The organism is Nostoc sp. C117 (assembly GCF_043099735.1).
GTDB lineage: Bacteria > Cyanobacteriota > Cyanobacteriia > Cyanobacteriales > Nostocaceae > Nostoc.
Genome location: NZ_CP170991.1, coordinates 4753387 through 4776055 on the forward strand (window position 1 = coordinate 4753387; position 22669 = coordinate 4776055).

A 22669-nucleotide genomic window follows, 5' to 3' on the forward strand; every position below is an offset into this window, starting at 1 on the left:
TATAGTAATCTATTAGGTTATTTTTTCAAATACCTCTTAAGATACATTTACTACCTCAAAAAATTGGTATTTGACGGAACAAGAAGATTTTAAGTTAGTTTTTTTGAGCTGGAAGAGGCTTTGCTGCCTAGTTATATGGGATGCTATTTATGCCATAACAAAAAGGATTACAGTTATTTGGCTGGCTAAGCTCTCTAGTTTTGTTACAGCCGAGGAATTATCTCGGCATTTTCTGGTAACTTGGCCTCTTTTTGCCCAGCTGCACGCGCTCTTGCTGTGAACAGACCGATGGGGGTATTTAATAAATCTACGAGAGTAGCTTGACCTGCGATCGCTTTTATCGCATCCCTTGGTACTTCTTTCAATAACCAACGCGCCAAACGATAGCCACATTCTTTAAGTGTCATCTCTCGCATTAAATCTACGCCGTGCAGCTCATGTAGATAGAAATTTGAGCGTCCATAGCGCCGCCATTGACTTTGGAGTTCTGGAAGTGTGGCGCGGTGGCGGTGTTGGACGATCGCATTTGGGGCAAATTCCAAACGGCCGATGTTCTCTCCCAAAATTCGCCAACAAATGTCTGCATCGCCACCAGTGGTAAGATAAGGACGAAATAAACCCACTTTTTCTAGAGCGATGGGTCGAATTGCCAAATTAGCAGTTTGTCCATAAGGACGAAAGGAATGGGCAAGGGTATGTTTTTGCGATAAAGTTTCTTGACGCTCTGCATGTTGTTCTAGGATAGTTTTGCCTGGTAGCGCCAAAATTTCCCCAGCAACAATTACCACTTCTAAGTTGACAAAAGGCTGAATTAATGAGTTGAGCCATTGTGGTTGGGGACGGCAATCTGCATCAGTAAAAACTATAAATTCGCCCACAGCCGCACGAATTCCAGTATTACGAGCCGCGTAGGAGCTTTGAATGAGATTTTCGCTTAAGGGGCGAATTGTAATGGGGAAATTTTCGGCAGCTGTCTGTAGGAAAGCGAGAGTGCGATCGCTACTATTATTGTCTACCAGTAAGTACTCTACTCGGTCTTTTGGGTAAGTTTGAAATAACAGACAATTGAGCAAATCTGGTAAATCTGCCTCACCGTTATAAATAGGAATAACCACCGATACCATTGGGAAAAAGCTGGTGGCGGTGGTTGCATCAATTGGTTGAGGATTCATAAATTTGAGATTTGGGAGATGGGATTACTAACTAGTATTCCCAATCCCAAATCCTGGAAGATCGGAAGGAGTCAGAATTCTGTTCAATCTAAAATCTCAAGTCACCAGCACGGCTCATAGGTTGATTAGGTTGATTGGCTGGGGGCTGGGCAAAGTTATTATTTGAGAGAATTGCGATGGCCCGCGCATATTGGGGATCGCTCTTAGTGCCAATTAAATCTGGATTAGAAGCCAACTGACGTTCCTGTGCCTCTGTCAAGTCTAGTTTGATATCTGGAGTAATCCCTTTATGGTTAATATCTGTTCCTAAGGGAGTGTAGTAGTGGGCAATGGTAACTGCCAAGCCGGAACCATCGGCGAGTTCGTGAACTGACTGCACTAAGGCTTTACCAAAGGTTTGACCGCCAACGACTACCGCCCGTTTATTATCCTTAAGTGCGCCTGTGAGAATCTCACTAGCACTAGCTGAATTACCATCTACTAGTACCGCTAAAGGACGATTTGTCAAGGCTGTGCGATTGGCTTTGGTTTCCTCAGCGCTTCCTACACGATCTACTGTTTTGACAATGCCACCGTCATTATACCACATCCGAGCAATTTCAATGCTGGCCTGTAACAAACCGCCAGGATTTCCCCGTAAATCCAAGACATAAGAATCAACTTTCTGATTGCTCAAATCGCGGATAGCTCGTTGCATTTGGTCTGCGGCGTGGGCGCTAAATTCTCGCAAACGGATATAGCCAATGCGTCGATTGCCTTCTTGTCTGAGGGTATAACGTACTGTTGGTACTTCAATATTTGCCCTAGTCAGCTTCAGATCAAAAGCATTTTGCCCCTTGCGTCCCAATCGTAGCTTGATGGGAGTACCTGCTTTACCGCGAATTAGCTTGGAGGCGTCATCTACTTTCATTTTGAGAGTGGGTTTGCCATCAATTGCTAAAATTTCATCACCTGCTTTGATCCCAGCTTTGAGCGCTGGAGAATTTTCTATGGCTTCAACAACAGTCAGCCGCTTAGTTGCTTCGTTCACTTCCATCCGAATACCAACACCAGAGACTTCCCCAGATGTTTGGCTAGTGAGGGCTTCAAATTGTTTGGGGTCCATGAACCGAGTATAAGGATCTCCCAATGTTTGTAAAGCTTCACGAATAGCCGCATAAGCTTCTTCACGAGAAGAATAATCTTTGCTCAAGAGGCTTTGCCTGGTTGCTTGCCAATTTTGTTGATTAAATTTGCCATCAACATATTCATGATTCACCAGTTGCCAAACTTGGTCAACTATCTGTTTCGGACTATCTTGTAAGCTTAGGGCTGCACGGACTCCGCGAGTCCAAGCGGAACCAAACACAGACATAGTAGCAGTTGTGGCGATCGCTCCACCAATCAAGGCTACTTGGAGCGGTGAGTAACTTTTCGCAGATTGGTTCATGTATATTTAGCTGGAATAATTGTGTTGTTGACAGTTTAGCAATCAGGCTTTCTCGAAATTTTTAAGTTTTTATACCCCAAACATAGCTATCTTACTTCATCATTTGGCGTTGAATGATGCCGAAAATACTACATTAGTTATTAATAACCATTTCTCTCTTTGTTAGCCTTCTCCGGAAGGCTATACTGACGATGTGACACTTTGAACGGCGTCATGTTTGTACTGTGGATTACTTTTATAAGATAGCACTTTGATCTCCCAATTGCAGTACTGTTGGACAGTTATCAAATCGGGTTTTCTTACCTAAGTCATGAAACGGAAATCTCCCATAAAATCATTAATTTCTATTAAAAAAAGTTTGGTTAATTTGTGGCATTTGTTACAAAAACTAACTTTTGGATTGTACTTTATTTTGGCGGCTTGGCTGATTTTTACTACTATAACCTTAGTGTTTGCTTCTTCGCAGCCAGTAGATGCCTTCTTTGTACTTGGTGGCAGTATTAGTCGAGAAACTTATGTTGTCCAACAAGCAAAACAATACCCGCAAATCCCTATCTTAATTTCTCATGGTTCGCCAGACCCTTGTATTTGGTTAATTTTTCAGCGGGAATCAGTAAGTTTAGAGAACGTTTGGTTAGAAAAGTGTGCAAATTCGACCTTTGAAAATTTTTATTATGGTATTCCAATACTGCGCTATTGGCGAGTACATAAGGTAAAACTCATTACTTCCCCAACTCACTTACCGAGAGCTAAATGGATGGCACAGATTCTCCTAGGCGCTCATGGTATTTGGGTACAGACAGAAATTGTTCAAGAGTTCGGTATTCCTGGTAATCATGAATCTTGGCTGAAAACTGGACTAGATTTAACGCGCAGCTTATTATGGGCGATTTTAAGTCAAATTATTCAACCACAATGCTCAGGCATCATCAAACTTGCAAAAGTAGATCTGCCAGATTGGCAGAATCGGGGTTTTAAGTGCGAACATCAAGGAGGTTTAGGGGATCGGGGGATAAATAAAACTCCTCACTGTTAACTGCGAGAACTCAAATCTGCAAGAATTGCTATTTGCTGGGTAAATTGGGATATAGATCCAGAAAAATTTTCTGTGTAAACTTGACCAGCAAATGGTAATGAAAAAATATTATCAAGATTTTTTAATTCGTGATTGGGTGGAAAGCGATCGCACAAGAGCTGCCCAAGTAATCAATTATGTGTTATCTGAATACGGTCTGGGTTGGGAACCAAACGATGCCGACCGAGATGTGCTGCAAGTAGAGGAATTTTATTTAACTACTGGCGGGGAGTTTTGGGTAATTGAACACCAAAGTCAGTTAGTCGGTACGGGGGCATACTACCCCATACATCGCGGTCAAAAAGCTGTAGAAATCCGCAAAATGTATCTTTTACCGAGCATCAGGGGTTTAGGATTGGGGAAATATTTGTTACAACAGCTAGAGGCGGCGATCGCAGAGCGTGGTTTTGAGCAAATTTGGATTGAAACCGCCAGCGTTTTAGTCGAAGCAGTCAAACTATATGAAAGCAACGGCTATAAACAAACAACGGGAACAGAAACAGCACGTTGCGATCGCGTTTATCTTAAGTCATTGGTCAATGGTTATTAGTCATTCTTAACTAAACAAATGACAAGTGACAAAGGACAAAGGACAAATCTAAATGCACACTTGGACTCAAAATTTTACAGGCTTACTAAATCTTTTTCTCCAATCCCATTGCCCGCTGTGCCAACGTCCAACTTCCCAAGAATTCTGTCAAAATTGCACCAGACAACTACAAAAATGTCAACGCCAAGACCACATTTCTCTATGGCAAGAGCCACTGGCAGTATTTGGCTGGGGAGAATATGGCGGTCCGGTGAAAAGAGCGATCGCGGCGATGAAATACGAAAATCAACCCCAAATAGCTCGTCCTTTGGGTCAATGGTTAGGAGAGGCATGGTTGTTAGATTCACCAAGCCGAGATAGCCGTCCGATGGTAATTCCCATCCCACTGCACCCTAGCAAGCAAAAGCAACGTAAATACAATCAAGCTGCACTGATAGGACAAAGCTTCTGCGAAATAACTGGATTAAAATTGAAACTAAATGGATTAACAAGAGTGCGAGAAACTGAAGCGCAGTTTGGTTTATCAGTATCTAAACGAGAAAAAAACTTGGACAAAGCTTTTGGTGTTGGACAAGAATTTCGCGATCGTCCCCCAAATGTCCCAGTATTATTAGTAGACGACATTTATACTACTGGTGCTACTGCCAGATCTGCTGTGCAAACACTTCGTGAGTATGGAATTGTGGTCTTAGGATTAGTAGCTGTAGCCACTGCCGTCAAAGACGGATAAATTAAGAATTAATGGGCAAGCTGAGACAGATAATTGCATAGACTAACCAGATACCATAATTTTTGTCGAAAAATTACTTGAAATGTATGAATAAAGTTTTTGCGGCGGGTTTAAAACAACTCACCATCATTCCTGCTACGTTACTGGCAATAGGTATAAGTACAAGTGCAGCTTTTGCTCAAAATAAATTGTATAGTCCAATCCCTTTATCTAACAGTACTGAAATTGATGATAGTCTCTCAGACAAAGACATTCCCACAGGTCAAGGTGGCTTTGCTCGTGATTACACAGTCAAGCTACAGAAGGGCGATAATTTAGCAGTTGACCTGTCATCTGAAAACTTTGACAGCATTATTACACTGTTGGCACCAGATGGTTCGACTTTGGCAGAAAACGATGATGGTCCTGATGGTAGTAGTAATTCCCTACTATTTACTCGCATTGTAGAGACAGGGAATTATGTGATTCGTGTCCGATCTTTTGGAGAAACTGGGGTTGGGGCTTTTAAACTTAAGGTGACAAAGTTGCAACCGATTAAGTGAAGTGGGCATTGGGTATGGGTTATTCTCCTTATATCCCACCGATCCTGTGATGTTAACTAGCGATTTTCCTACTAATAGCCTCTCCAATCTCCATCAGTGTCTCTTCCTCTTGGAGAGTAAATTCGTAGGGAATCAGCTTGGCAATGCCCAAAGTGCCATATAATAGGCCGTTCAGCATCAGCGGTACTGTAATCGAGCCTTTTACCTTGGTTTCTTTGGCCGAGGGTCTGGCCACCCCCGATTCATCGGTTTGCAGGTTACAAATCTGTACGGGTCGGTTGCGTTCGGCGGCGACACCGGCCATCCCTTTGCCAATGGGAATTAGCGTCATTTTAGGCAAGAGGAATTCTGGAATACCTTGGTAAGCCTTTAGGTGCAATAATTGGCTGTGGCGATCGAGGGTATGGATAGTACCTGTAGAGCAGTCGAAAGCAGCCAAGATTTCTGTCAGCAAGCGATTCCAGTTGATACTCAGCCCTTCGTTAGTCAGGGTATCAAAAATGAGTTTGGTATCTGAAGTCATAATGAATTATTAATTAGGGGTTGCTGAAAAAGTATGAAAAAGCAATTCTTTTGGGTTGACTAGTTATTCAAGCAAAATGAAAGATAAGCTTTTGTTGTCTCTAATTCAGAAAATAATAACTTTCAGTTATAGGAAACTGCAAAAAAGGTGCAGTTTTCAAAAATAGACATAAAAAAGCATAAAACACGCGCGACAGGTGAGTAGAAAGATTCATCACTAAAAAAGTAATAGCAATTGCAGTTTCAGAAGTATGGGAAAGTTTCGCCATCACTCGATTGAGGCTAAACCTTCTTTTAGCTTGCCCAAATTTTCCTTCAATACAATTACGAATTTTCTCAGATTCTAAATCTTGTTTCTTTTTTTCTTTACTAAGATTAGCAGGTGGTCTTCCCAAAGGAGGGCCACTGATGATAATACCTCTTTCTTTGCACCAAGCTCTATTCTCTCTTGTGCGATAAATTTTATCTACATGAACCGATTCTGGATAATAGCCAGTATAATTTTTATATGCTTCTACTTGTGCTTTTAAGTCTCCTGATTCATTAAAATTATCCCAACTAATATGGTCTAAAAATACATATCCATCAAAATAACTAGCTGATAATTTTGCCCCAAATTCCACGGCTTTCCCAGCTTTTCCACGGACAATTGGACGGATATGTGGTTGGCTTAAACTAACGATTCGGTCATCAATACTCTGTTTTTTATTTTCATACAACCATAGTTGTTGACGATAAACTTCTACAACTACAAGCAACATTTTATATTGTCTAGTACTTAGTTTTTCTAGAGTTGCTCCTGTTCTGATTAGCTGGTCAATATGAGATAAGTTTCTTTTGATATATTGAAGCTGCTTTTTAATCGCTTTTTTCCTATCTTTTTGGGATACACGACGCTTTTTAGCGACTTCTAAGTAGTCAATTCTTGCTATTTCCCGATAAGTCCTTGGTTTTTTCTCTAATGTACCTTTTATCTGTTCATAAAGAAGGTCTATTATTTGTTCTGTCTGTTTTCTTGCTTGGTTCAATAGCTCGAAATCTGTTGGATAGCTGATGTCTGCTGGCGCACAAGTCGCATCTAATATTAATTCTCCCCGATTTTTTGGCGTGTTATCTTCTTTTTCTAATTCTTCTTTTTTTTTTTGAGTTGATTCAGTTGATTCAATTGATTCAGTTGCTAAAGTCGAAGATGTTGTCTCTAGTATCCTCTTAACAGTTTCTTGATTTACTTTGTTTACTAATTCTGCACTAATTCTTTCACGAAAATGGACTAGCATCGATGCATTAAATGGAGCTTCATTAATATAGGATGACATCCCTATGAAGTACTGTAGATAAGGGTTTTCCTTGATTTGTTCTACTGTCTCTCTATCACTTATTCCTAGTTTTTCTTTGATTATTAATGCCCCTAATGCCATCCGAAATGACTTTGCTGGCGCTCCCATCTCTACAGAGAACCCGGATGAATATTCCTCTTCAAATTCTGCCCAGGGTATTAAATTCGCCAGAATAATCCAACGATTATCTGATGACAACTTGCCTGAAAACGGAAATTCAAAGTTCTCTGGTGAGATTGGATTTTGCCCCTGTTTTCGGTACATGGTTACAAACAGCACACTTGTGTACTGCTGGTCGCGGTTATGCAAGGATTTTGGGCTATTTTACCCTCAAGTCTTGCACCTGAATATACTTCTTTGGTCAGATAATCTATATCCTGTGAGCTTCTCTTTCTTTTTCAGCAACCCCTAATTAGGGGTTGCTGAAAAAGTATGAAAAAGCAATTCTTTTGGGTTGACTAGTTATTCAAGCAAAATGAAAGATAAGCTTTTGTTGTCTCTAATTCAGAAAATAATAACTTTCAGTTATAGGAAACTGCAAAAAAGGTGCAGTTTTCAAAAATAGACATAAAAAAGCATAAAACACGCGCGACAGGTGAGTAGAAAGATTCATCACTAAAAAAGTAATAGCAATTGCAGTTTCAGAAGTATGGGAAAGTTTCGCCATCACTCGATTGAGGCTAAACCTTCTTTTAGCTTGCCCAAATTTTCCTTCAATACAATTACGAATTTTCTCAGATTCTAAATCTTGTTTCTTTTTTTCTTTACTAAGATTAGCAGGTGGTCTTCCCAAAGGAGGGCCACTGATGATAATACCTCTTTCTTTGCACCAAGCTCTATTCTCTCTTGTGCGATAAATTTTATCTACATGAACCGATTCTGGATAATAGCCAGTATAATTTTTATATGCTTCTACTTGTGCTTTTAAGTCTCCTGATTCATTAAAATTATCCCAACTAATATGGTCTAAAAATACATATCCATCAAAATAACTAGCTGATAATTTTGCCCCAAATTCCACGGCTTTCCCAGCTTTTCCACGGACAATTGGACGGATATGTGGTTGGCTTAAACTAACGATTCGGTCATCAATACTCTGTTTTTTATTTTCATACAACCATAGTTGTTGACGATAAACTTCTACAACTACAAGCAACATTTTATATTGTCTAGTACTTAGTTTTTCTAGAGTTGCTCCTGTTCTGATTAGCTGGTCAATATGAGATAAGTTTCTTTTGATATATTGAAGCTGCTTTTTAATCGCTTTTTTCCTATCTTTTTGGGATACACGACGCTTTTTAGCGACTTCTAAGTAGTCAATTCTTGCTATTTCCCGATAAGTCCTTGGTTTTTTCTCTAATGTACCTTTTATCTGTTCATAAAGAAGGTCTATTATTTGTTCTGTCTGTTTTCTTGCTTGGTTCAATAGCTCGAAATCTGTTGGATAGCTGATGTCTGCTGGCGCACAAGTCGCATCTAATATTAATTCTCCCCGATTTTTTGGCGTGTTATCTTCTTTTTCTAATTCTTCTTTTTTTTTTTGAGTTGATTCAGTTGATTCAATTGATTCAGTTGCTAAAGTCGAAGATGTTGTCTCTAGTATCCTCTTAACAGTTTCTTGATTTACTTTGTTTACTAATTCTGCACTAATTCTTTCACGAAAATGGACTAGCATCGATGCATTAAATGGAGCTTCATTAATATAGGATGACATCCCTATGAAGTACTGTAGATAAGGGTTTTCCTTGATTTGTTCTACTGTCTCTCTATCACTTATTCCTAGTTTTTCTTTGATTATTAATGCCCCTAATGCCATCCGAAATGACTTTGCTGGCGCTCCCATCTCTACAGAGAACCCGGATGAATATTCCTCTTCAAATTCTGCCCAGGGTATTAAATTCGCCAGAATAATCCAACGATTATCTGATGACAACTTGCCTGAAAACGGAAATTCAAAGTTCTCTGGTGAGATTGGATTTTGCCCCTGTTTTCGGTACATGGTTACAAACAGCACACTTGTGTACTGCTGGTCGCGGTTATGCAAGGATTTTGGGCTATTTTACCCTCAAGTCTTGCACCTGAATATACTTCTTTGGTCAGATAATCTATATCCTGTGAGCTTCTCTTTCTTTTTCAGCAACCCCTAATTATCAATTATGAGTTATGTTGACACACTCACCCACAGCTTAAAAAACGGTCAATACACAGAGAAATAAGGCTTCTGTCCACTCAACGACTGCGCCGTAGGTATCTCCGGTGTGTCCGCCTAATTTGTGGTTGAACCAGGCACCGGTTAAAGTAGCGATCGCACTTCCAGCAACTATCATTCCTACTGCTAGAAATAGCTGCTGTTTATCTATCAACCAGACTAAACCACTTAAACCGAACAACAACAATAATCCCGGTAACAAATCTTTGTAAGAACGAATGGCTTGTTTGTGAAATGCACCTTTGCCAGTTGGTTTGAGATAAGGGTATCGGGCGATCGCTAACTGCTGTCCCCAACGTCCCCATCCACAAGCGGCCATCAACACTAGACACCGATTTTCTGGCATATCTGTCAAGGCAGTTATTTTCAATAATACCAAGGCGATCGCTGCCATTGCCCCAAAGGCACCTGTGGCACTATCTGCCATAACTTCTAATCGGCGGTTTGGATCGCCCACTGCCAAACCATCGGCAGTATCCATTGCCCCATCTAGGTGCAATCCTCCAGTAATAGCAATCCAAATACTTACCACTAAAGCACTACGAGTTAACAATGGCATACCAATATAATTCATCCCCGTATCCACTAACCCTAAAATTCCCCCAATTATTAACCCTACAGTCGAGGCAAGACGTGCCACTCCCCGAAAGTCTAATCCATTCAAATACGGCAGTGGAATACTGGTATAAAATATAATACTCGCTGCCAACTTTAACAGTAGCTTTTTCCACCACTGTTCCTGTTTCATCATCTTGATTACACTAATAGTTGGTTAATTGCTGGATAATAGTCTGCGCTTAGGTAAAATCCACATTAGTAGACTTTAAAGCTTTAGATAAGATTTACTTCTATTAGAGATTATCCCGGAAAATTTTGTTATGCTGGTCTCAGTGGCAAACTAATAATCTTAAGTAAATTTTCATACAAAAGGTATAAGTGATTCAGGAAATTATAATTCCATCAAGGATCAAAATTTATATTTTGTATGCGTTGACTAAAAACTTACTCCAAAATTATTAGACGATTGCCCCACAAAATTGATATTTTTTAAATGTAGGGAGAAAACAAGCTATTCAATATGACAGTTTAGCTATGTTATCGCTCTCTGTAGCTCAATCGCTATTTTCCTATGAGTCACCATCTACCCGACACCAGGATACCAGCTCCGTGCATTATTAACACGGGCATTATTGTGAATAAGCTCGACATGCGGCGATTGCTAGCTGATTTAGGTCGAGTCCACTACATCTACACCCACGAACATAAGGTACTGAGCGAGGGTGAAGGGGATGTGATGGAAGTTTTTGGCAATCCACAAAGGTCTACCCTAGTGGCTAACCATGCGCTATATTTAAATGTCTGTAGTTTTGATTACTTAGAACTCAAACAGTCATCGCAACAAGAAACCTACTTTGATTTGATGCAAGAAGGAGTGTGTCTGCGTTTAATTCCTCTGTCCACTCCTCTGCAAGAGCGACGGGAGCGAAATTTCAATGTCACAGCTATAGAAGCGATGATGGAGCAAGTACTCTCAGCGAGATGGGATGCCGAAATTGACGATGACTGTTCTGATTCTTTCTAAATAGCAATTATTATACCAATTCTATGTAAGGCTGCGCTTGATTAATGTAGGGGCAATTAATGAATTGCCCCTACATTGTGTAGTTTTGCTTAAGTCCTAGAGCGCGTCTTCAAAAATTCAAAATGGTATGAGTGCCAATTTTTCATTTCAATGTCTTGCTTGCTGTAGCGAAACCAAAGCTAGAGCTGGAGTATTTTTTACCCCTCACGGTATTGTAGAAACCCCAAGATTTATGCCAGTGGGGACGCTGGCCAATGTCAAAACCATCACCCCAGCCCAGCTACGAGATACTGGGGCGCAAATGATCTTATCCAATACTTATCATCTTCACCTCCAACCAGGAGAAGCGATCGTTGCTGGGGGTGGTGGTTTGCACAAATTTATGGGCTGGAATGGGCCAATGCTCACAGACTCGGGTGGGTTTCAGGTCTTCAGCTTAAGTGAGATGCGAAAAATTACGGAAGAAGGTGTAACTTTCCGCTCACCCCATGATGGACAAATTATTAACTTAACCCCAGAACGCTCCATCGAGATTCAAAATACTCTAGGGGCGGATGTAATCATGGCGTTTGATGAATGTCCACCTTACCCAGCCACTCGCCAAGAAGTAGAAACTGCTACCGAGCGTACTTACCGCTGGTTAGAACGCTGTATAACGGCTCATCAACATAGCGAACAAGCATTGTTTGGGATTGTGCAGGGAGGTGTGTATTTGGATTTGCGTTGCCGTGCGGCTGAAGCTTTGGCTAAGTTAGATTTGCCTGGATATGCCATTGGTGGCGTGAGTGTAGGAGAACCACCAGAATTGATGGCTGAGATTGTCAAAGTTACAGCACCACTTCTACCCCCAGAAAAGCCGCGTTACTTGATGGGTGTGGGTACTTATCGAGAAATGGCGATCGCCATCGCCTCTGGTATTGATTTATTTGATTGCGTAATTCCCACACGCTGGGCGAGACATGGGACAGCAATAGTGCAGGGCGATCGCTGGAATTTGAAAAATGCTAAGTTTCGTGATGATTTTGCCCCGTTAGATGAAACTTGTCCTTGCTACACATGTCAAAATTTCAGCCGTGCTTACGTATCTCATTTAGTACGAGCGCAAGAGATTTTAGCTTATACCTTGTTGAGCATTCACAATATTACCGAACTAATTCGCTTTACCCAAAAGATTCGAGAAGCAATATTAAGCGATCGCTTCACTACTGAATTTGGTCACTGGCTCAACTGAATCAGGGAGTAGAGGGTAAAAAGTGGGGACTAGGGACAAGGGAGATGAGATAAACAAGGAAGACAAGCAATGACAAATGACCAATGAGCAATGACCAAACCATGTTAAGATACTTCTCAATTATGAACGCTGTGTTGGATAGGTGGATTTAAACAAACATGGAAGCAGCACTTTTATTAGCAAAACTACCTGAAGCTTACCAAATCTTTGATCCCTTAGTGGATGTTCTCCCAGTTATCCCCGTATTCTTCTTGTTGCTTGCTTTTGTTTGGCAAGCAGCTGTGGGATTTAGGTAAGTTAATTCATTTTCAATTTATTTTTAGGACAGGTACTATACCTGTCCTATTTTTTGTAGCATTGCGTCTCATAAATTAATATTTATTAATATTTTGTAATGAATTATGATAATAACTAAGATCTGAATCAAGCCATGTCAATATGAAGCCTTGAAAGCCAAGCTTACAGTCAAGGAGATGTCAACGATGGGTAATATCAAGTTTGTTAAAGAAAATAAAGAAGTAGTGGCGGCAGATGGTGCAAATCTCCGGCTCAAGGCGATGGAAAATAACATTGATATATATACCTTGATTGGCAAGATGACGAATTGTGGCGGCTATGGTCAATGTGGGACTTGCGTTGTCGAGATAGTTGAAGGACTAGAAAATCTTTCCCCCCGCACAGATGTAGAAAACCGAAAATTCAAGAAAAAGCCCGAAAATTACCGCCTGGCCTGTCAAACTTTAGTGAATGGCTCAGTCAGTGTAGTCACGAAGCCTTAAGTTCTCCAATCTGCCTTTATCCAGTCACTAGTTAAAATACTGCTCAAAATTGACTTTCCTAAAACTCTGTCATCAATGAAAGATGGTATCCTAATCTTGTTGACTGGAAACTAATTTAAGAGAGGCTTTTTTTCCATGCAAGTTAATGACCTGGGATTCGTAGCCAGCATTTTATTCGTGCTAGTTCCCGCTGTGTTTTTACTAATTCTGTACATCCAAACTGCTAGCCGCGAAGGTGGAAAAGATAGTTAAGAGTTTGTGTATCAAATAAATAACCCCTGCACGAATAATGTAGGGGTTTTTACTTAAAAGACAAAATCTTGATTTCTTCACATCCTACAAGAATAATTCTTATACTCAGCACTGTTTATCTTAAGCGATGGTTCGGGCTAACAATACTGGACAAGTGGCATTGACTCGAACATAATCTGACAAAGAAGCTCCGATGAGTCTATCTATATCAACAAAACTCTTAGCGATCGATGGACGGCGATCGGGAGAACCGAGCAATAACAAGTCTACATTTAACTCACCTGCTAATCGGCAAATTTCTTCACCAGGTTTTCCACTACTGATATAAGAACGAGATTGCGTACCTTGTTTTGCGGCTTCTGCAACTGCGGCTGCTAAAACTGAATTTTTGTCGGCATTAACCTGAGTTATTTCTGATATTTTACCACCTAAATCTGTACTAATATTTGCCAAAATCAACTCACCACCCTGAATATCTCTCAGCAAAAATAGTGCCAATTTCAAGCAATTTTTCGCTGCATCAGAATTGTCTATTGCCACCATAATGCGCTTAATTCTTTTAACATAAATGTCATCTTTTACCAGCAACATGGGGCGAGAAGATAGTTGGAAAACGTACTGACTGACTGAATTTGATAAAATCGATTGTAATCGCTTTAGTCCTCGTGAACCCATAATAATCAAGTCAGCGTCGATTTCATCAGCTACTTGACAAACCACGTCTTTGGGATCGCCTTGGCGCAGAATTGAAGAAACTTGACTAGGATCTAGGTTCAAAGATTGAATCGTATTAGCGAGAATTTTACCACCATCTTCCCATTTAGCTGTCATGGTAGTCGCAGTACTTTGTGCAGGAACAACATGCAAAACTGTCACTTTTGCAGATTGAATTGAAGGTATTTCTCTCAGGGTTTTGAGCATCTCTTCAGCATGTCCTAATCCCGATACAGCCAGCAAAATTCTTCTTATCATCTTACGTAATTGTTGTTAAGTTTACTTTAGTTTTCGCTGTTATTAAAATTGGCTCAGATAGGATTTTCACCGCCTTGTGTGACAACATAGTAACGCAAGGCAGAATTGAAAATTCAAAATGAATATATCGTCAGGGTTTCTTTGATTTGGAAGTGGTGGTTTATTTACGCCGTGCTTTACTAGTTAGTAAGTTGACACAAATAAACTTTATTTTTTAGTATTTAACACTAAAATAAATGACAAAGTACAAAATACTAAACAAATATTTAACTTTATTTGTATTTATTTACTTCATTTTTGAACAAGACTTCAACGATTAGCATACTCTTAATTTAGCTTGATAAACTTTATAAATTATGATGATAGTTATTATTTTTAATCTATGTTCACTTTTTTTAATTAGAAACTAGTTAAGTATTGCAAAGAAATACCAAAGCAACCCTTCAAGAAAATTTCTTTACTGTAACTATTGATTAGTTACGATAGAAACAGTACTAACTTACTTACCCAAATAACCCTCTTCAGAGCGACTCCAGACATCGCTACAATAGTAGCCTAAGGAAGGATTATGCCCAAATAGCGATATTATGACCTCTGCTACGACTGTAAAAACTGAGTATGAAGCGATTATTGGTCTAGAAACCCATTGTCAGCTAAGTACCAATACGAAGATTTTCTCTACTAGTTCTACGGCATTCGGCGCTGACCCCAATACTAACATCGACCCAGTTTGTATGGGCTTACCTGGGGTGTTACCTGTACTGAATCAAAAAGTATTAGAATACGCCGTAAAAGCGGGTTTGGCACTTAATTGTCAAATCGCTCGATATAGCAAATTTGATCGTAAACAGTATTTTTATCCAGATTTACCGAAAAATTACCAAATTTCTCAATACGATCTACCGATCGCTGAACATGGTTGGTTAGAAATTGAGTTGGTAGATGCTGAGGGAAAACCCACCCGCAAACGCATTGGCATCACGCGTCTGCACATGGAGGAAGATGCAGGAAAATTGGTACACGCAGGTAGCGATCGCCTTTCCGGTTCTACTTATTCGCTTGTAGACTACAATCGCGCAGGTGTGCCATTAGTCGAAATCGTCTCAGAACCAGACTTGCGTTCTGGACTTGAAGCTGCTGAATATGCCGAAGAGTTGCGGCGGATTGTCCGCTACCTCGGCGTCAGCGACGGAAATATGCAAGAAGGATCTCTCCGCTGCGATGTCAACATCTCCGTGCGTCCCGTGGGACGAAAGGAATTTGGCACCAAAGTAGAAATTAAAAATATGAACTCCTTTAGCGCCATTCAACGGGCGATTGACTACGAAATTGAACGGCAAATTGCAGCCATCGAAGCTGGCGATCGCATTATCCAAGAAACTCGTTTGTGGGAAGAAGGCGCTCAACGCACAAGTAGTATGCGAGTCAAGGAAGGTTCTAGCGATTATCGTTACTTCCCCGAACCAGATTTAGCACCCATTGAGGTGTCAGATGCACAATTAGATAAATGGCGTAGCGAACTACCAGAACTACCAGCCCAAAAACGCCATCATTACGAAAATGAATTGGGGCTTTCGGCTTACGATGGGCGAGTATTGACAGAAGATCGTGTAGTAGCCGAATATTTTGAAGCGGCGATCGCTGCTGGAGCAAATCCCAAAGCTGCCGCCAACTGGATTACTCAAGATATCACAGCATACCTCAACAAACAAAAACTCAGTATCACTGCGATCGCTCTAACTCCCACTAATTTAGCTGATATAATTACCCGCATTGAAACGGGCAAAATTAGCAATGCCCAAGCTAAAGAAAAGCTGCCAGATTTGCTCAGTGGAATTCCTCCGGAAAAAGCTTTTGCTGGTCAAGAATTAATCACCGATCCTGGTGTACTAGAACCCATCGTTGATGAAGTCATCGCCGATAATCCCAAAGAACTAGAAAAGTATCGCAACGGTAACATTAATCTCAAAGGCTTTTTCGTCGGACAGGTTTTGAAAAAGACAGGTAAACGCGCCGATCCTAAGCTGACTAACGAACTAGTCGAGAAAAAACTCAACGGCTAGTGGTCTGTCCCATTAATTTTGCAAGGGCTGCAAGATCCCTGACTTTTTCAATAAGTCGGGGATCTAACCACACCGTTATTTGATGAATAATTTACAAAATTTAAGAATATGATGCGATCGCAAGTGATACCGATAACAATACTGCTCGGGTTTTGCATTTTTAACTCGGAATTGGGTTTTGGGAAAAGGTTAAAGGGTAAAGGTTAAAGGTTTTTTCTTTCCGCTTTCCCCCGCCCCTTATCCCCTTCTTGGGACCCCACCTTCCCCTTTTCCCCAAAACCCGACAACTATTGATACCGATAATTACACCCTACAACACTTGTAAACACTTGACTGTCTAATGGGTATGTTTTTCTTATTTAGTCCAATAGACATCTCCAGAAACTAAATATGCATTATCCAAAATCTTTGTAGAGACGTAGCGCTGCTATGTCTCTACATTCTTTTTTACTCTGTGGTATTCATTGGCGTTCCAATGGTTCAGCTGCTTTGGCCTTGGGAGAAGAAGTTGCTATTAGCCTACTTCGGGATGAAACACTAGATTACAACAAAAAATTTAGCGGCTTCACTTTTACTAAATTTGACGGTACAAAAGTCACAGTTTAACTAAATTCGTAATTTGTAATTTTTGGATCTTAATGCCCAATCTTCTATCCCCTAAGTATTTTCCCGGTTTTTCTTCATGAAATCTTCATAATAAAACTGGTGACAACCCTCATACCAAAAATGGTATGCTCTGGTAAGTAGATGCACCCTGATGATCTGGAGAGCGACTTTATAGCTCTCCTTTTTCGCATTTGTTTTTGATCGTAAGAAAGGTAAAAATAATTATGCTAATGGGCAAGTGGTGCATTATTATTGCCATCAGTAAATAAACTCACAATAAAAGCAACTAGGGATTGGGGATTGGGGATTGGGGAGATGAGGGAGACAAGGGAGACAAGGGAGACAAGGGAGACAAGGAAATAAACAAAACTCCTAACTCCTAACTCAGGACTCAGGACTCAGGACTCAGCACTCAGGACTCAGCACGCTCCAATCTGATAGTTGTTGTAAGGAATAATCATGGCAGATTGGCAAAAAATCACAGGTGGTATCACAGCACCAAGGGGGTATCAGGCGGCGGGAATTACCGCAGGATTGAAACCTTCGGGGTTGCCAGATTTAGCTTTGATATTGTCAGATGTGGAAGCGATCGCAGCTGGTGTGTTCACTACCAGTCAGGTGAAAGCTGCTTGCGTTGACTATTGTCGCCAACGCTTGCAAGCTAAACATAACGCTCGTGCTATCCTCTGCAATGCTGGACAAGCAAACGCCGCGACCGGAAATCAAGGCTGGTTTGATGCCCTAGAATCTGGGATGGCAATAGCCCAAGCACTTAACATTCCCTCTGAATCGGTGTTATTGGCATCTACTGGCGTCATTGGTCAAAGAATTAAGATGGATGCTTTGCGAAGCGGGATTCCCAAGCTAGTAGCGGCACTATCAGAAACAGGCTCAGATGCCGCGGCCAGTGCGATTATCACCACAGACTTGGTAACAAAATCCATAGCGCTAGAGACAACTATAGGCGATCGCCCCGTGCGGATTGGTGGTATTGCCAAAGGTTCCGGCATGATTCACCCCAACATGGCAACCATGCTGGGATTTGTCACCTGTGATGCAGCCGTTTCACCAGCCCTTTGGCAGCAGATGTTAACCAGGGCAGCTGATAGAAGTTTTAATTCCATCACAGTGGATGGTGATACTAGTACTAACGACAGCTTAATTGCCTTAGCAAACGGTCAATCTCGCACCCCAGCAATTACAGAAGTCGGTGTCGAATCAGAGAGATTAGAAGCAATGTTAACAGCAGTTTGCCAGCATTTAGCCAAAGCGATCGCCCGTGATGGTGAAGGTGCAACCTGTCTCATAGAAGTAGAAGTAACTGGTGCCCATGATGAACTCTCAGCCAGACAAATAGCTAAAACCATCGCTGGTTCATCTTTAGTTAAATCTGCAATCTTTGGACGCGATCCTAACTGGGGACGCATCGCCGCTGCTGCTGGGCGTGCAGGTGTACCTTTCCATCAAGAAAATCTGCAAATTAAGCTGGGGGATTTCTTAATGTTAGAAAATGGCCAACCCTTAACTTTCGATCGTGCAGCAGCCAGCGCCTATTTAAAACAAGCTGCCATAGGTGCTTATCTTCAAGAGGATACAGTTTTAATTACTGTTAGCGTTGGCAATGGTTATGGTAAAGGTAAAGCTTGGGGTTGTGATTTGAGTTATGACTACGTGAGGATTAACGCAGAATATACTACGTAAAAGGGATTGGGGACTTGTACTGAGTTTCGACTACGCTCAAATCGAGCGACTTGCACTGAGCGGCGTCGAAGTGAGTCGAGATTAAACTACCGCATAGCCGTTGGCGCACCCTCTCGTAGAGACGTATTGGGGATTGGGTAATCAAGGTAAGTAAACCTTAAATTTTCGAGTGTGTTTAACCCTGTTTTGTCACTTTGGGAGAATCCAATCGCTCAAACGGTTATGGGTCTTTAATTTCTACTTTTTGTCTAAAAATTTTAGTTTCTGTTAGAAAATAAAGCCTCAAACTTGGATTAAATCAAAGTCTCAGAATTTGGCTGAGATTATTGTTTTCCGAGAGTGACAAAAGAGGGTTAAGCAGCGCGTAACGCACCTGTAAATATGCTGTCTTACGGCTAAATTAGATTTTCTCAAACCCTGAAATTCCTAGATAGCGGTAACACACCCTGCTTAATATTTACTTTATCTAGGACTCGGATTTGATTTTTGAAAAAACTAAGTACACATCTATTCCCTTTTTCCCTGTTCCTCTAACCCTGTTCCCTCACTACGCCAGTCAGTTCAGTAATCAAATCGGATTCCTATAAATAGGCTCTAATCCATTGCTTTATTTATAACTTCTTCATGACATATACCAGCGGTTTCAAAAGCAGCATAGGCAAGCTTGAGAAAATTCACCACTCTTTGTTTGCTGATTATGCCAAATTCTTTATACTGCCTTGCCTCCAAAAATGTTAATCTGTGCTGGTCTATAATATTTCTTTCTTTATATGCGAGTTTCGGAAAATCTATAGCCCTAACATTATATTTTTTGACTATTTCTTGTATTGTCACATCAGAATTTACGTGTTCCCAGTCATCGCATAAGCCTAAATTTCTGACTAATACATGAGGAATTTTACCACCATAGCTATTTACAGATTGCTTAAATAGATTTAGACTGTCATACCCTCCTGTTGAGACAAACCACTTGCAAAAATATACTTCTTGTGATTGTCCCAGTTCAATTAAATGATTCTTCTCAATCCATTCCTTAACTGCCCTATGAGATTGTGCGGCTAGATTAGCAATCACTGTCTTATTCATTGCTATTTCAAAAAGTTTATCTGCCTTATCAGCTTGCTTCTCATCTTCGGTAAAAACTGCATACTGACATATCCCCTTGTACACCCCAGCTACATCTGGGTTTGACCTATCCGTTTCTATTGGTACAAAGGGCATATTCTTATCCAGATAATACTGAATCATTGTTCTAGCGACTAGAGACTTGCCTACCCCTCCCTTTTCCCCATCTATCAAATGAATTGTTGGCATAGCTGCACCTCATTTATGTTTGAACATAGTATCGCTCAAAGTCATTTACAATATCATCTTTTGGCTGAGATTAAGTTGCCGTTTTTGCCTAGTGTTTTTAGCGTCACGGGATTCACAAACCCCTAATCTAGCCTAGACGTAAATTTCGATTGGTGGTTGTCTGTTTCAGTTCCTCTGGAATTTGATGATTGGGATTGATAGCAGTAACGATCGCAATTATGCCATTACGACTAAGTAAGTTTGATTAACAAAGGTAAAAGAAAAGGGAAAAACTTTTACTCTTTAACAGTTTGGCTGATGCCGACGACGAAGCCTTTCCCCTTACAAAACTTTACATAGGTTGATTTAATCGCGCCTACTTACTCAGGCAAAACCGCACTTTGACGAACAATACGCTTGCGCTCGCTTTTGCGAGTACCTCCAGCCATCTGATATTCATGGCTATTATTACCAAACTTATAAGCAATACCACGCAAAAATTTATCAGAATAGTCTGCTAAATCTTTTTCATTTTCGACAATCTGAGTTAATAAAATATCAATAGTGGAGAGAGTAGTATTGTATGCTTCTATAGATTGTCGCAGACTTTCAATTTTTGTAGTATAGTCTTTGACCGTCAAACCTTCTCCAACATCAAGAGTTGAACTGATAGATTTAATACTTGCTAGACGGACTTCAGCTTTGTCAAGTGTACGTGAATTGCGTTTTGGTCTTGCCATAATTAACACCAACTTTCCGAATTTCTCATAACTCTATAATGAACAATTGTTAAAAAAGTTGTCATACGTAAAATTGTTGATTTTTCGGAAAAAATCTCATATTTAATTGATTTACAGTAATTTTTACATCTTTGAACTACATCTATTGTTAGGATACATAACTGCTGTACACCAAAACCATATTTTATGTACGTAAAAATAGGTGTAACGCAAGTATGTTTTTGCTAACGTCAAAACGGAAACTGCTACAGGGTGCGTGAAATACTGAAACGTCAAAGCGGAAGCTCTTACAATGAAGACGGAAGCTACTACAAGCTGCGCGTAATACTGAAACGTGAAAACGGAAGCTCTTACAATGAAGACGGAAGCTATTACAAGCTGCGCGTAATACTGAAACGTGAAAACGGAAGCTCTTACAATGAAGACGGAAGCTATTACAAGGAAAGCAAAATAAAGAAATTTGTTCGGTATACGAAATATTTTCCCTCTGTTTTTCCTAAAGTATTGGAAGTTTGGATAAAAGCGATCGCACTTTGGAGAAACTTGAAGTGCGATCGCTTAATTTTTACTTAGACTCGTAGTTCACTAAATTCTCTTGGCAAAGTAAAGGGTAAGGGGAAAATTAGATGTTTTTTGGGTTATCTGCACTCAGCACTTCCCATTTACACTTTCAGAAACCAGCGTTGGCGATACATCACAACACCAACAACCCACCACAACAACACGGTGACTAGGGCAAATAATAGGGAACCGTTAAGCGCCCCAGCCCAAGATGCGAAAAAATTCTGATCGATCCAATTGTAGGTACTGGGAGCCTTTTCTCCTGTACCAATAGTGGTTTTGACTAAAATTTTAATCAATAAAACAGATGCAACAAAAAGAGCGATCGCATTTAAACCCATAATTTCAAAAGGTTTACTCCAGCGACGTATCAGCCGTACTTCGATCAACTCATAACAAGTTGCTAGCAACAATAATGCCCAACCTGTTGTAAAAACCACATAAGAACTTGTCCACAGTTTTTTATTAATGGGGAATGTCCACCCCCACGCCCAACCGATAATTAAACAACCGATTCCAAATAATCCTAAACCCATACTTGTGCGTGACTGTACAGGCTGGCTGCGTATCCATTGCCCAGTAAAATAGCCCGCTAGAACACTCACTATCGCCGGAATAGTACTAAAGAGTCCTTCTGGATCTCCCATGAACTTGAAACCATCACCTTTATATAAATGTGCTTTGGGAATAATTAGGCGGTCAACATAAGCGCCTAAATTACCTTCCCGCGTTAGAACTCCGGCACCATAATCGGGTACTGGTAAATACATCATCATTAGCCAATACCCAATGAGTAGCCCTCCCGCTAGTATCCATTGACCTTTACGCGGAAGGTTGAGAACTATCAAAGAAGCCAGCAGATAAGTAATGCTGATGCGCTGCAACACCCCTAAAATTCGGATGTTACTCAAATCAAAAGTCCAAACACCTTGATTCCAAAAACCATTTAGCAGCAATCCTAAAGCAAACAGAATGCCGGCGCGGCGCAATATCCGCCAGTAAACAGCCGACGTTGGTTTATTACCTTCGGTGTACTTTGACAACGAAAAAGTCATTGCTACACCAACAATAAAGAGAAAAAAGGGAAATACCAAGTCAGTTGGTGTGCAACCGTGCCAATCAGCATGGGCTAAAGGAGGATATACATCATCTGCAACTCCTGCCATATTGACGAGAATCATAGCAGCGATCGTAATGCCGCGAAAAACATCTAGTGAAGTCAAGCGCATAAGCGAAATTTTATATTTTAAAATCTAACAGTAAGTAGAGCCGCGTGAATAATTCAACGTTTGTAGTGAACGCGAACAGCGTCTCGTAGAGAGG

General features: G+C 40.7%; 22 protein-coding genes. 12 read left to right on the forward strand and 10 right to left on the reverse strand.

What is annotated here, in order from left to right; translation table 11 throughout:
* Positions 1-203: 203 nt before the first annotated feature.
* Together ACFG4S_RS20575 and ctpB are read right to left on the reverse strand one after the other, a co-directional pair.
* Positions 204-1172 (reverse strand): glycosyltransferase, encoded by a 969-nt coding sequence (locus tag ACFG4S_RS20575; protein WP_392530874.1) that lies wholly within the window; start codon positions 1170-1172, stop codon positions 204-206.
* Between the two features lie 88 nt (positions 1173-1260).
* Positions 1261-2601 (reverse strand): carboxyl-terminal processing protease CtpB, encoded by a 1341-nt coding sequence (gene ctpB, locus ACFG4S_RS20580; RefSeq protein ID WP_392530875.1) that lies wholly within the window; start codon positions 2599-2601, stop codon positions 1261-1263.
* Between the two features lie 310 nt (positions 2602-2911).
* Here ctpB and ACFG4S_RS20585 point away from each other — a divergent pair, with 310 nt between their 5' ends.
* The 4 genes from ACFG4S_RS20585 to ACFG4S_RS20600 all read left to right on the forward strand — a co-directional run bounded on the left by ACFG4S_RS20585 (position 2912) and on the right by ACFG4S_RS20600 (position 5498).
* On the forward strand, positions 2912-3637 hold the full coding sequence (locus ACFG4S_RS20585) for a YdcF family protein (RefSeq protein ID WP_392530876.1): 726 nt from the start codon (positions 2912-2914) through the stop codon (positions 3635-3637).
* A 97-nt stretch (positions 3638-3734) separates the two neighbouring features.
* Positions 3735-4226: a GNAT family N-acetyltransferase gene (locus ACFG4S_RS20590; RefSeq protein WP_392530877.1), complete on the forward strand. Its 492-nt coding sequence runs from the start codon at positions 3735-3737 to the stop codon at positions 4224-4226.
* Between the two features lie 52 nt (positions 4227-4278).
* Positions 4279-4956 carry a ComF family protein gene (locus ACFG4S_RS20595; protein WP_392530878.1) on the forward strand — a complete coding sequence of 226 codons (678 nt, stop codon included), beginning with the start codon at positions 4279-4281 and terminating at the stop codon, positions 4954-4956.
* Positions 4957-5042: 86 nt separating this feature from the next.
* Positions 5043-5498 carry a PPC domain-containing protein gene (locus tag ACFG4S_RS20600; protein WP_392530879.1) on the forward strand — a complete coding sequence of 152 codons (456 nt, stop codon included), beginning with the start codon at positions 5043-5045 and terminating at the stop codon, positions 5496-5498.
* 52 nt (positions 5499-5550) lie between these two features.
* Here the strand turns inward: ACFG4S_RS20600 and ACFG4S_RS20605 are convergent, their stop codons facing one another.
* From ACFG4S_RS20605 to cobS, 4 genes are all read right to left on the reverse strand, one after another.
* Positions 5551-6021 (reverse strand): GAF domain-containing protein, encoded by a 471-nt coding sequence (locus tag ACFG4S_RS20605; protein ID WP_392530880.1) that lies wholly within the window; start codon positions 6019-6021, stop codon positions 5551-5553.
* Positions 6022-6121: 100 nt separating this feature from the next.
* Complete coding sequence (locus ACFG4S_RS20610) at positions 6122-7621, reverse strand: IS5 family transposase (protein WP_392530881.1); 1500 nt, start codon at positions 7619-7621, stop codon at positions 6122-6124.
* 235 nt (positions 7622-7856) lie between these two features.
* On the reverse strand, positions 7857-9356 hold the full coding sequence (locus ACFG4S_RS20615; protein WP_392530881.1) for an IS5 family transposase: 1500 nt from the start codon (positions 9354-9356) through the stop codon (positions 7857-7859).
* Positions 9357-9543: 187 nt separating this feature from the next.
* Positions 9544-10317, reverse strand: a complete 774-nt coding sequence (cobS, locus tag ACFG4S_RS20620; protein WP_392530882.1) for an adenosylcobinamide-GDP ribazoletransferase — start codon at positions 10315-10317, stop codon at positions 9544-9546.
* Between the two features lie 378 nt (positions 10318-10695).
* On the opposite strand from cobS, the gene ACFG4S_RS20625 reads away from it, so the two are divergent.
* From ACFG4S_RS20625 to psbM, 5 genes are all read left to right on the forward strand, one after another.
* The gene (locus ACFG4S_RS20625) at positions 10696-11148 is read left to right on the forward strand and encodes a hypothetical protein (RefSeq protein WP_392530883.1); all 453 of its coding nucleotides are present in this window, start codon (positions 10696-10698) and stop codon (positions 11146-11148) included.
* A gap of 127 nt (positions 11149-11275) precedes the next feature.
* On the forward strand, positions 11276-12379 hold the full coding sequence (gene tgt, locus ACFG4S_RS20630; RefSeq protein WP_392530884.1) for a tRNA guanosine(34) transglycosylase Tgt: 1104 nt from the start codon (positions 11276-11278) through the stop codon (positions 12377-12379).
* A 158-nt stretch (positions 12380-12537) separates the two neighbouring features.
* Positions 12538-12675 (forward strand): photosystem II reaction center protein K, encoded by a 138-nt coding sequence (locus tag ACFG4S_RS20635; RefSeq protein ID WP_006195022.1) that lies wholly within the window; start codon positions 12538-12540, stop codon positions 12673-12675.
* A 186-nt stretch (positions 12676-12861) separates the two neighbouring features.
* Complete coding sequence (locus ACFG4S_RS20640) at positions 12862-13158, forward strand: 2Fe-2S iron-sulfur cluster-binding protein (RefSeq protein WP_392530885.1); 297 nt, start codon at positions 12862-12864, stop codon at positions 13156-13158.
* Between the two features lie 135 nt (positions 13159-13293).
* Positions 13294-13410, forward strand: a complete 117-nt coding sequence (psbM, locus tag ACFG4S_RS20645) for a photosystem II reaction center protein PsbM (RefSeq protein WP_191756905.1) — start codon at positions 13294-13296, stop codon at positions 13408-13410.
* Between the two features lie 120 nt (positions 13411-13530).
* On the opposite strand, the gene ACFG4S_RS20650 is transcribed toward psbM, so the two are convergent.
* Positions 13531-14382 (reverse strand): universal stress protein, encoded by an 852-nt coding sequence (locus tag ACFG4S_RS20650; RefSeq protein ID WP_392530886.1) that lies wholly within the window; start codon positions 14380-14382, stop codon positions 13531-13533.
* A 587-nt stretch (positions 14383-14969) separates the two neighbouring features.
* On the opposite strand from ACFG4S_RS20650, the gene gatB reads away from it, so the two are divergent.
* From gatB to argJ, 3 genes are all read left to right on the forward strand, one after another.
* Positions 14970-16445: an Asp-tRNA(Asn)/Glu-tRNA(Gln) amidotransferase subunit GatB gene (gatB, locus tag ACFG4S_RS20655; RefSeq protein ID WP_392530887.1), complete on the forward strand. Its 1476-nt coding sequence runs from the start codon at positions 14970-14972 to the stop codon at positions 16443-16445.
* A 429-nt stretch (positions 16446-16874) separates the two neighbouring features.
* The gene (locus ACFG4S_RS20660; RefSeq protein ID WP_392536152.1) at positions 16875-17051 is read left to right on the forward strand and encodes a hypothetical protein; all 177 of its coding nucleotides are present in this window, start codon (positions 16875-16877) and stop codon (positions 17049-17051) included.
* Positions 17052-17510: 459 nt separating this feature from the next.
* Positions 17511-18752 carry a bifunctional ornithine acetyltransferase/N-acetylglutamate synthase gene (gene argJ, locus ACFG4S_RS20665; protein WP_392530888.1) on the forward strand — a complete coding sequence of 414 codons (1242 nt, stop codon included), beginning with the start codon at positions 17511-17513 and terminating at the stop codon, positions 18750-18752.
* Positions 18753-19346: 594 nt separating this feature from the next.
* Here argJ and ACFG4S_RS20670 read toward each other — a convergent pair.
* The 3 genes from ACFG4S_RS20670 to ACFG4S_RS20680 all read right to left on the reverse strand — a co-directional run bounded on the left by ACFG4S_RS20670 (position 19347) and on the right by ACFG4S_RS20680 (position 22575).
* Positions 19347-20066, reverse strand: coding sequence for a mobilization protein (locus ACFG4S_RS20670; protein WP_392530889.1), 720 nt, complete (start codon positions 20064-20066; stop codon positions 19347-19349).
* Between the two features lie 359 nt (positions 20067-20425).
* Positions 20426-20785 (reverse strand): hypothetical protein, encoded by a 360-nt coding sequence (locus tag ACFG4S_RS20675; RefSeq protein ID WP_392530890.1) that lies wholly within the window; start codon positions 20783-20785, stop codon positions 20426-20428.
* A gap of 662 nt (positions 20786-21447) precedes the next feature.
* On the reverse strand, positions 21448-22575 hold the full coding sequence (locus ACFG4S_RS20680; RefSeq protein ID WP_392530891.1) for an acyltransferase family protein: 1128 nt from the start codon (positions 22573-22575) through the stop codon (positions 21448-21450).
* Positions 22576-22669: the final 94 nt, after the last annotated feature.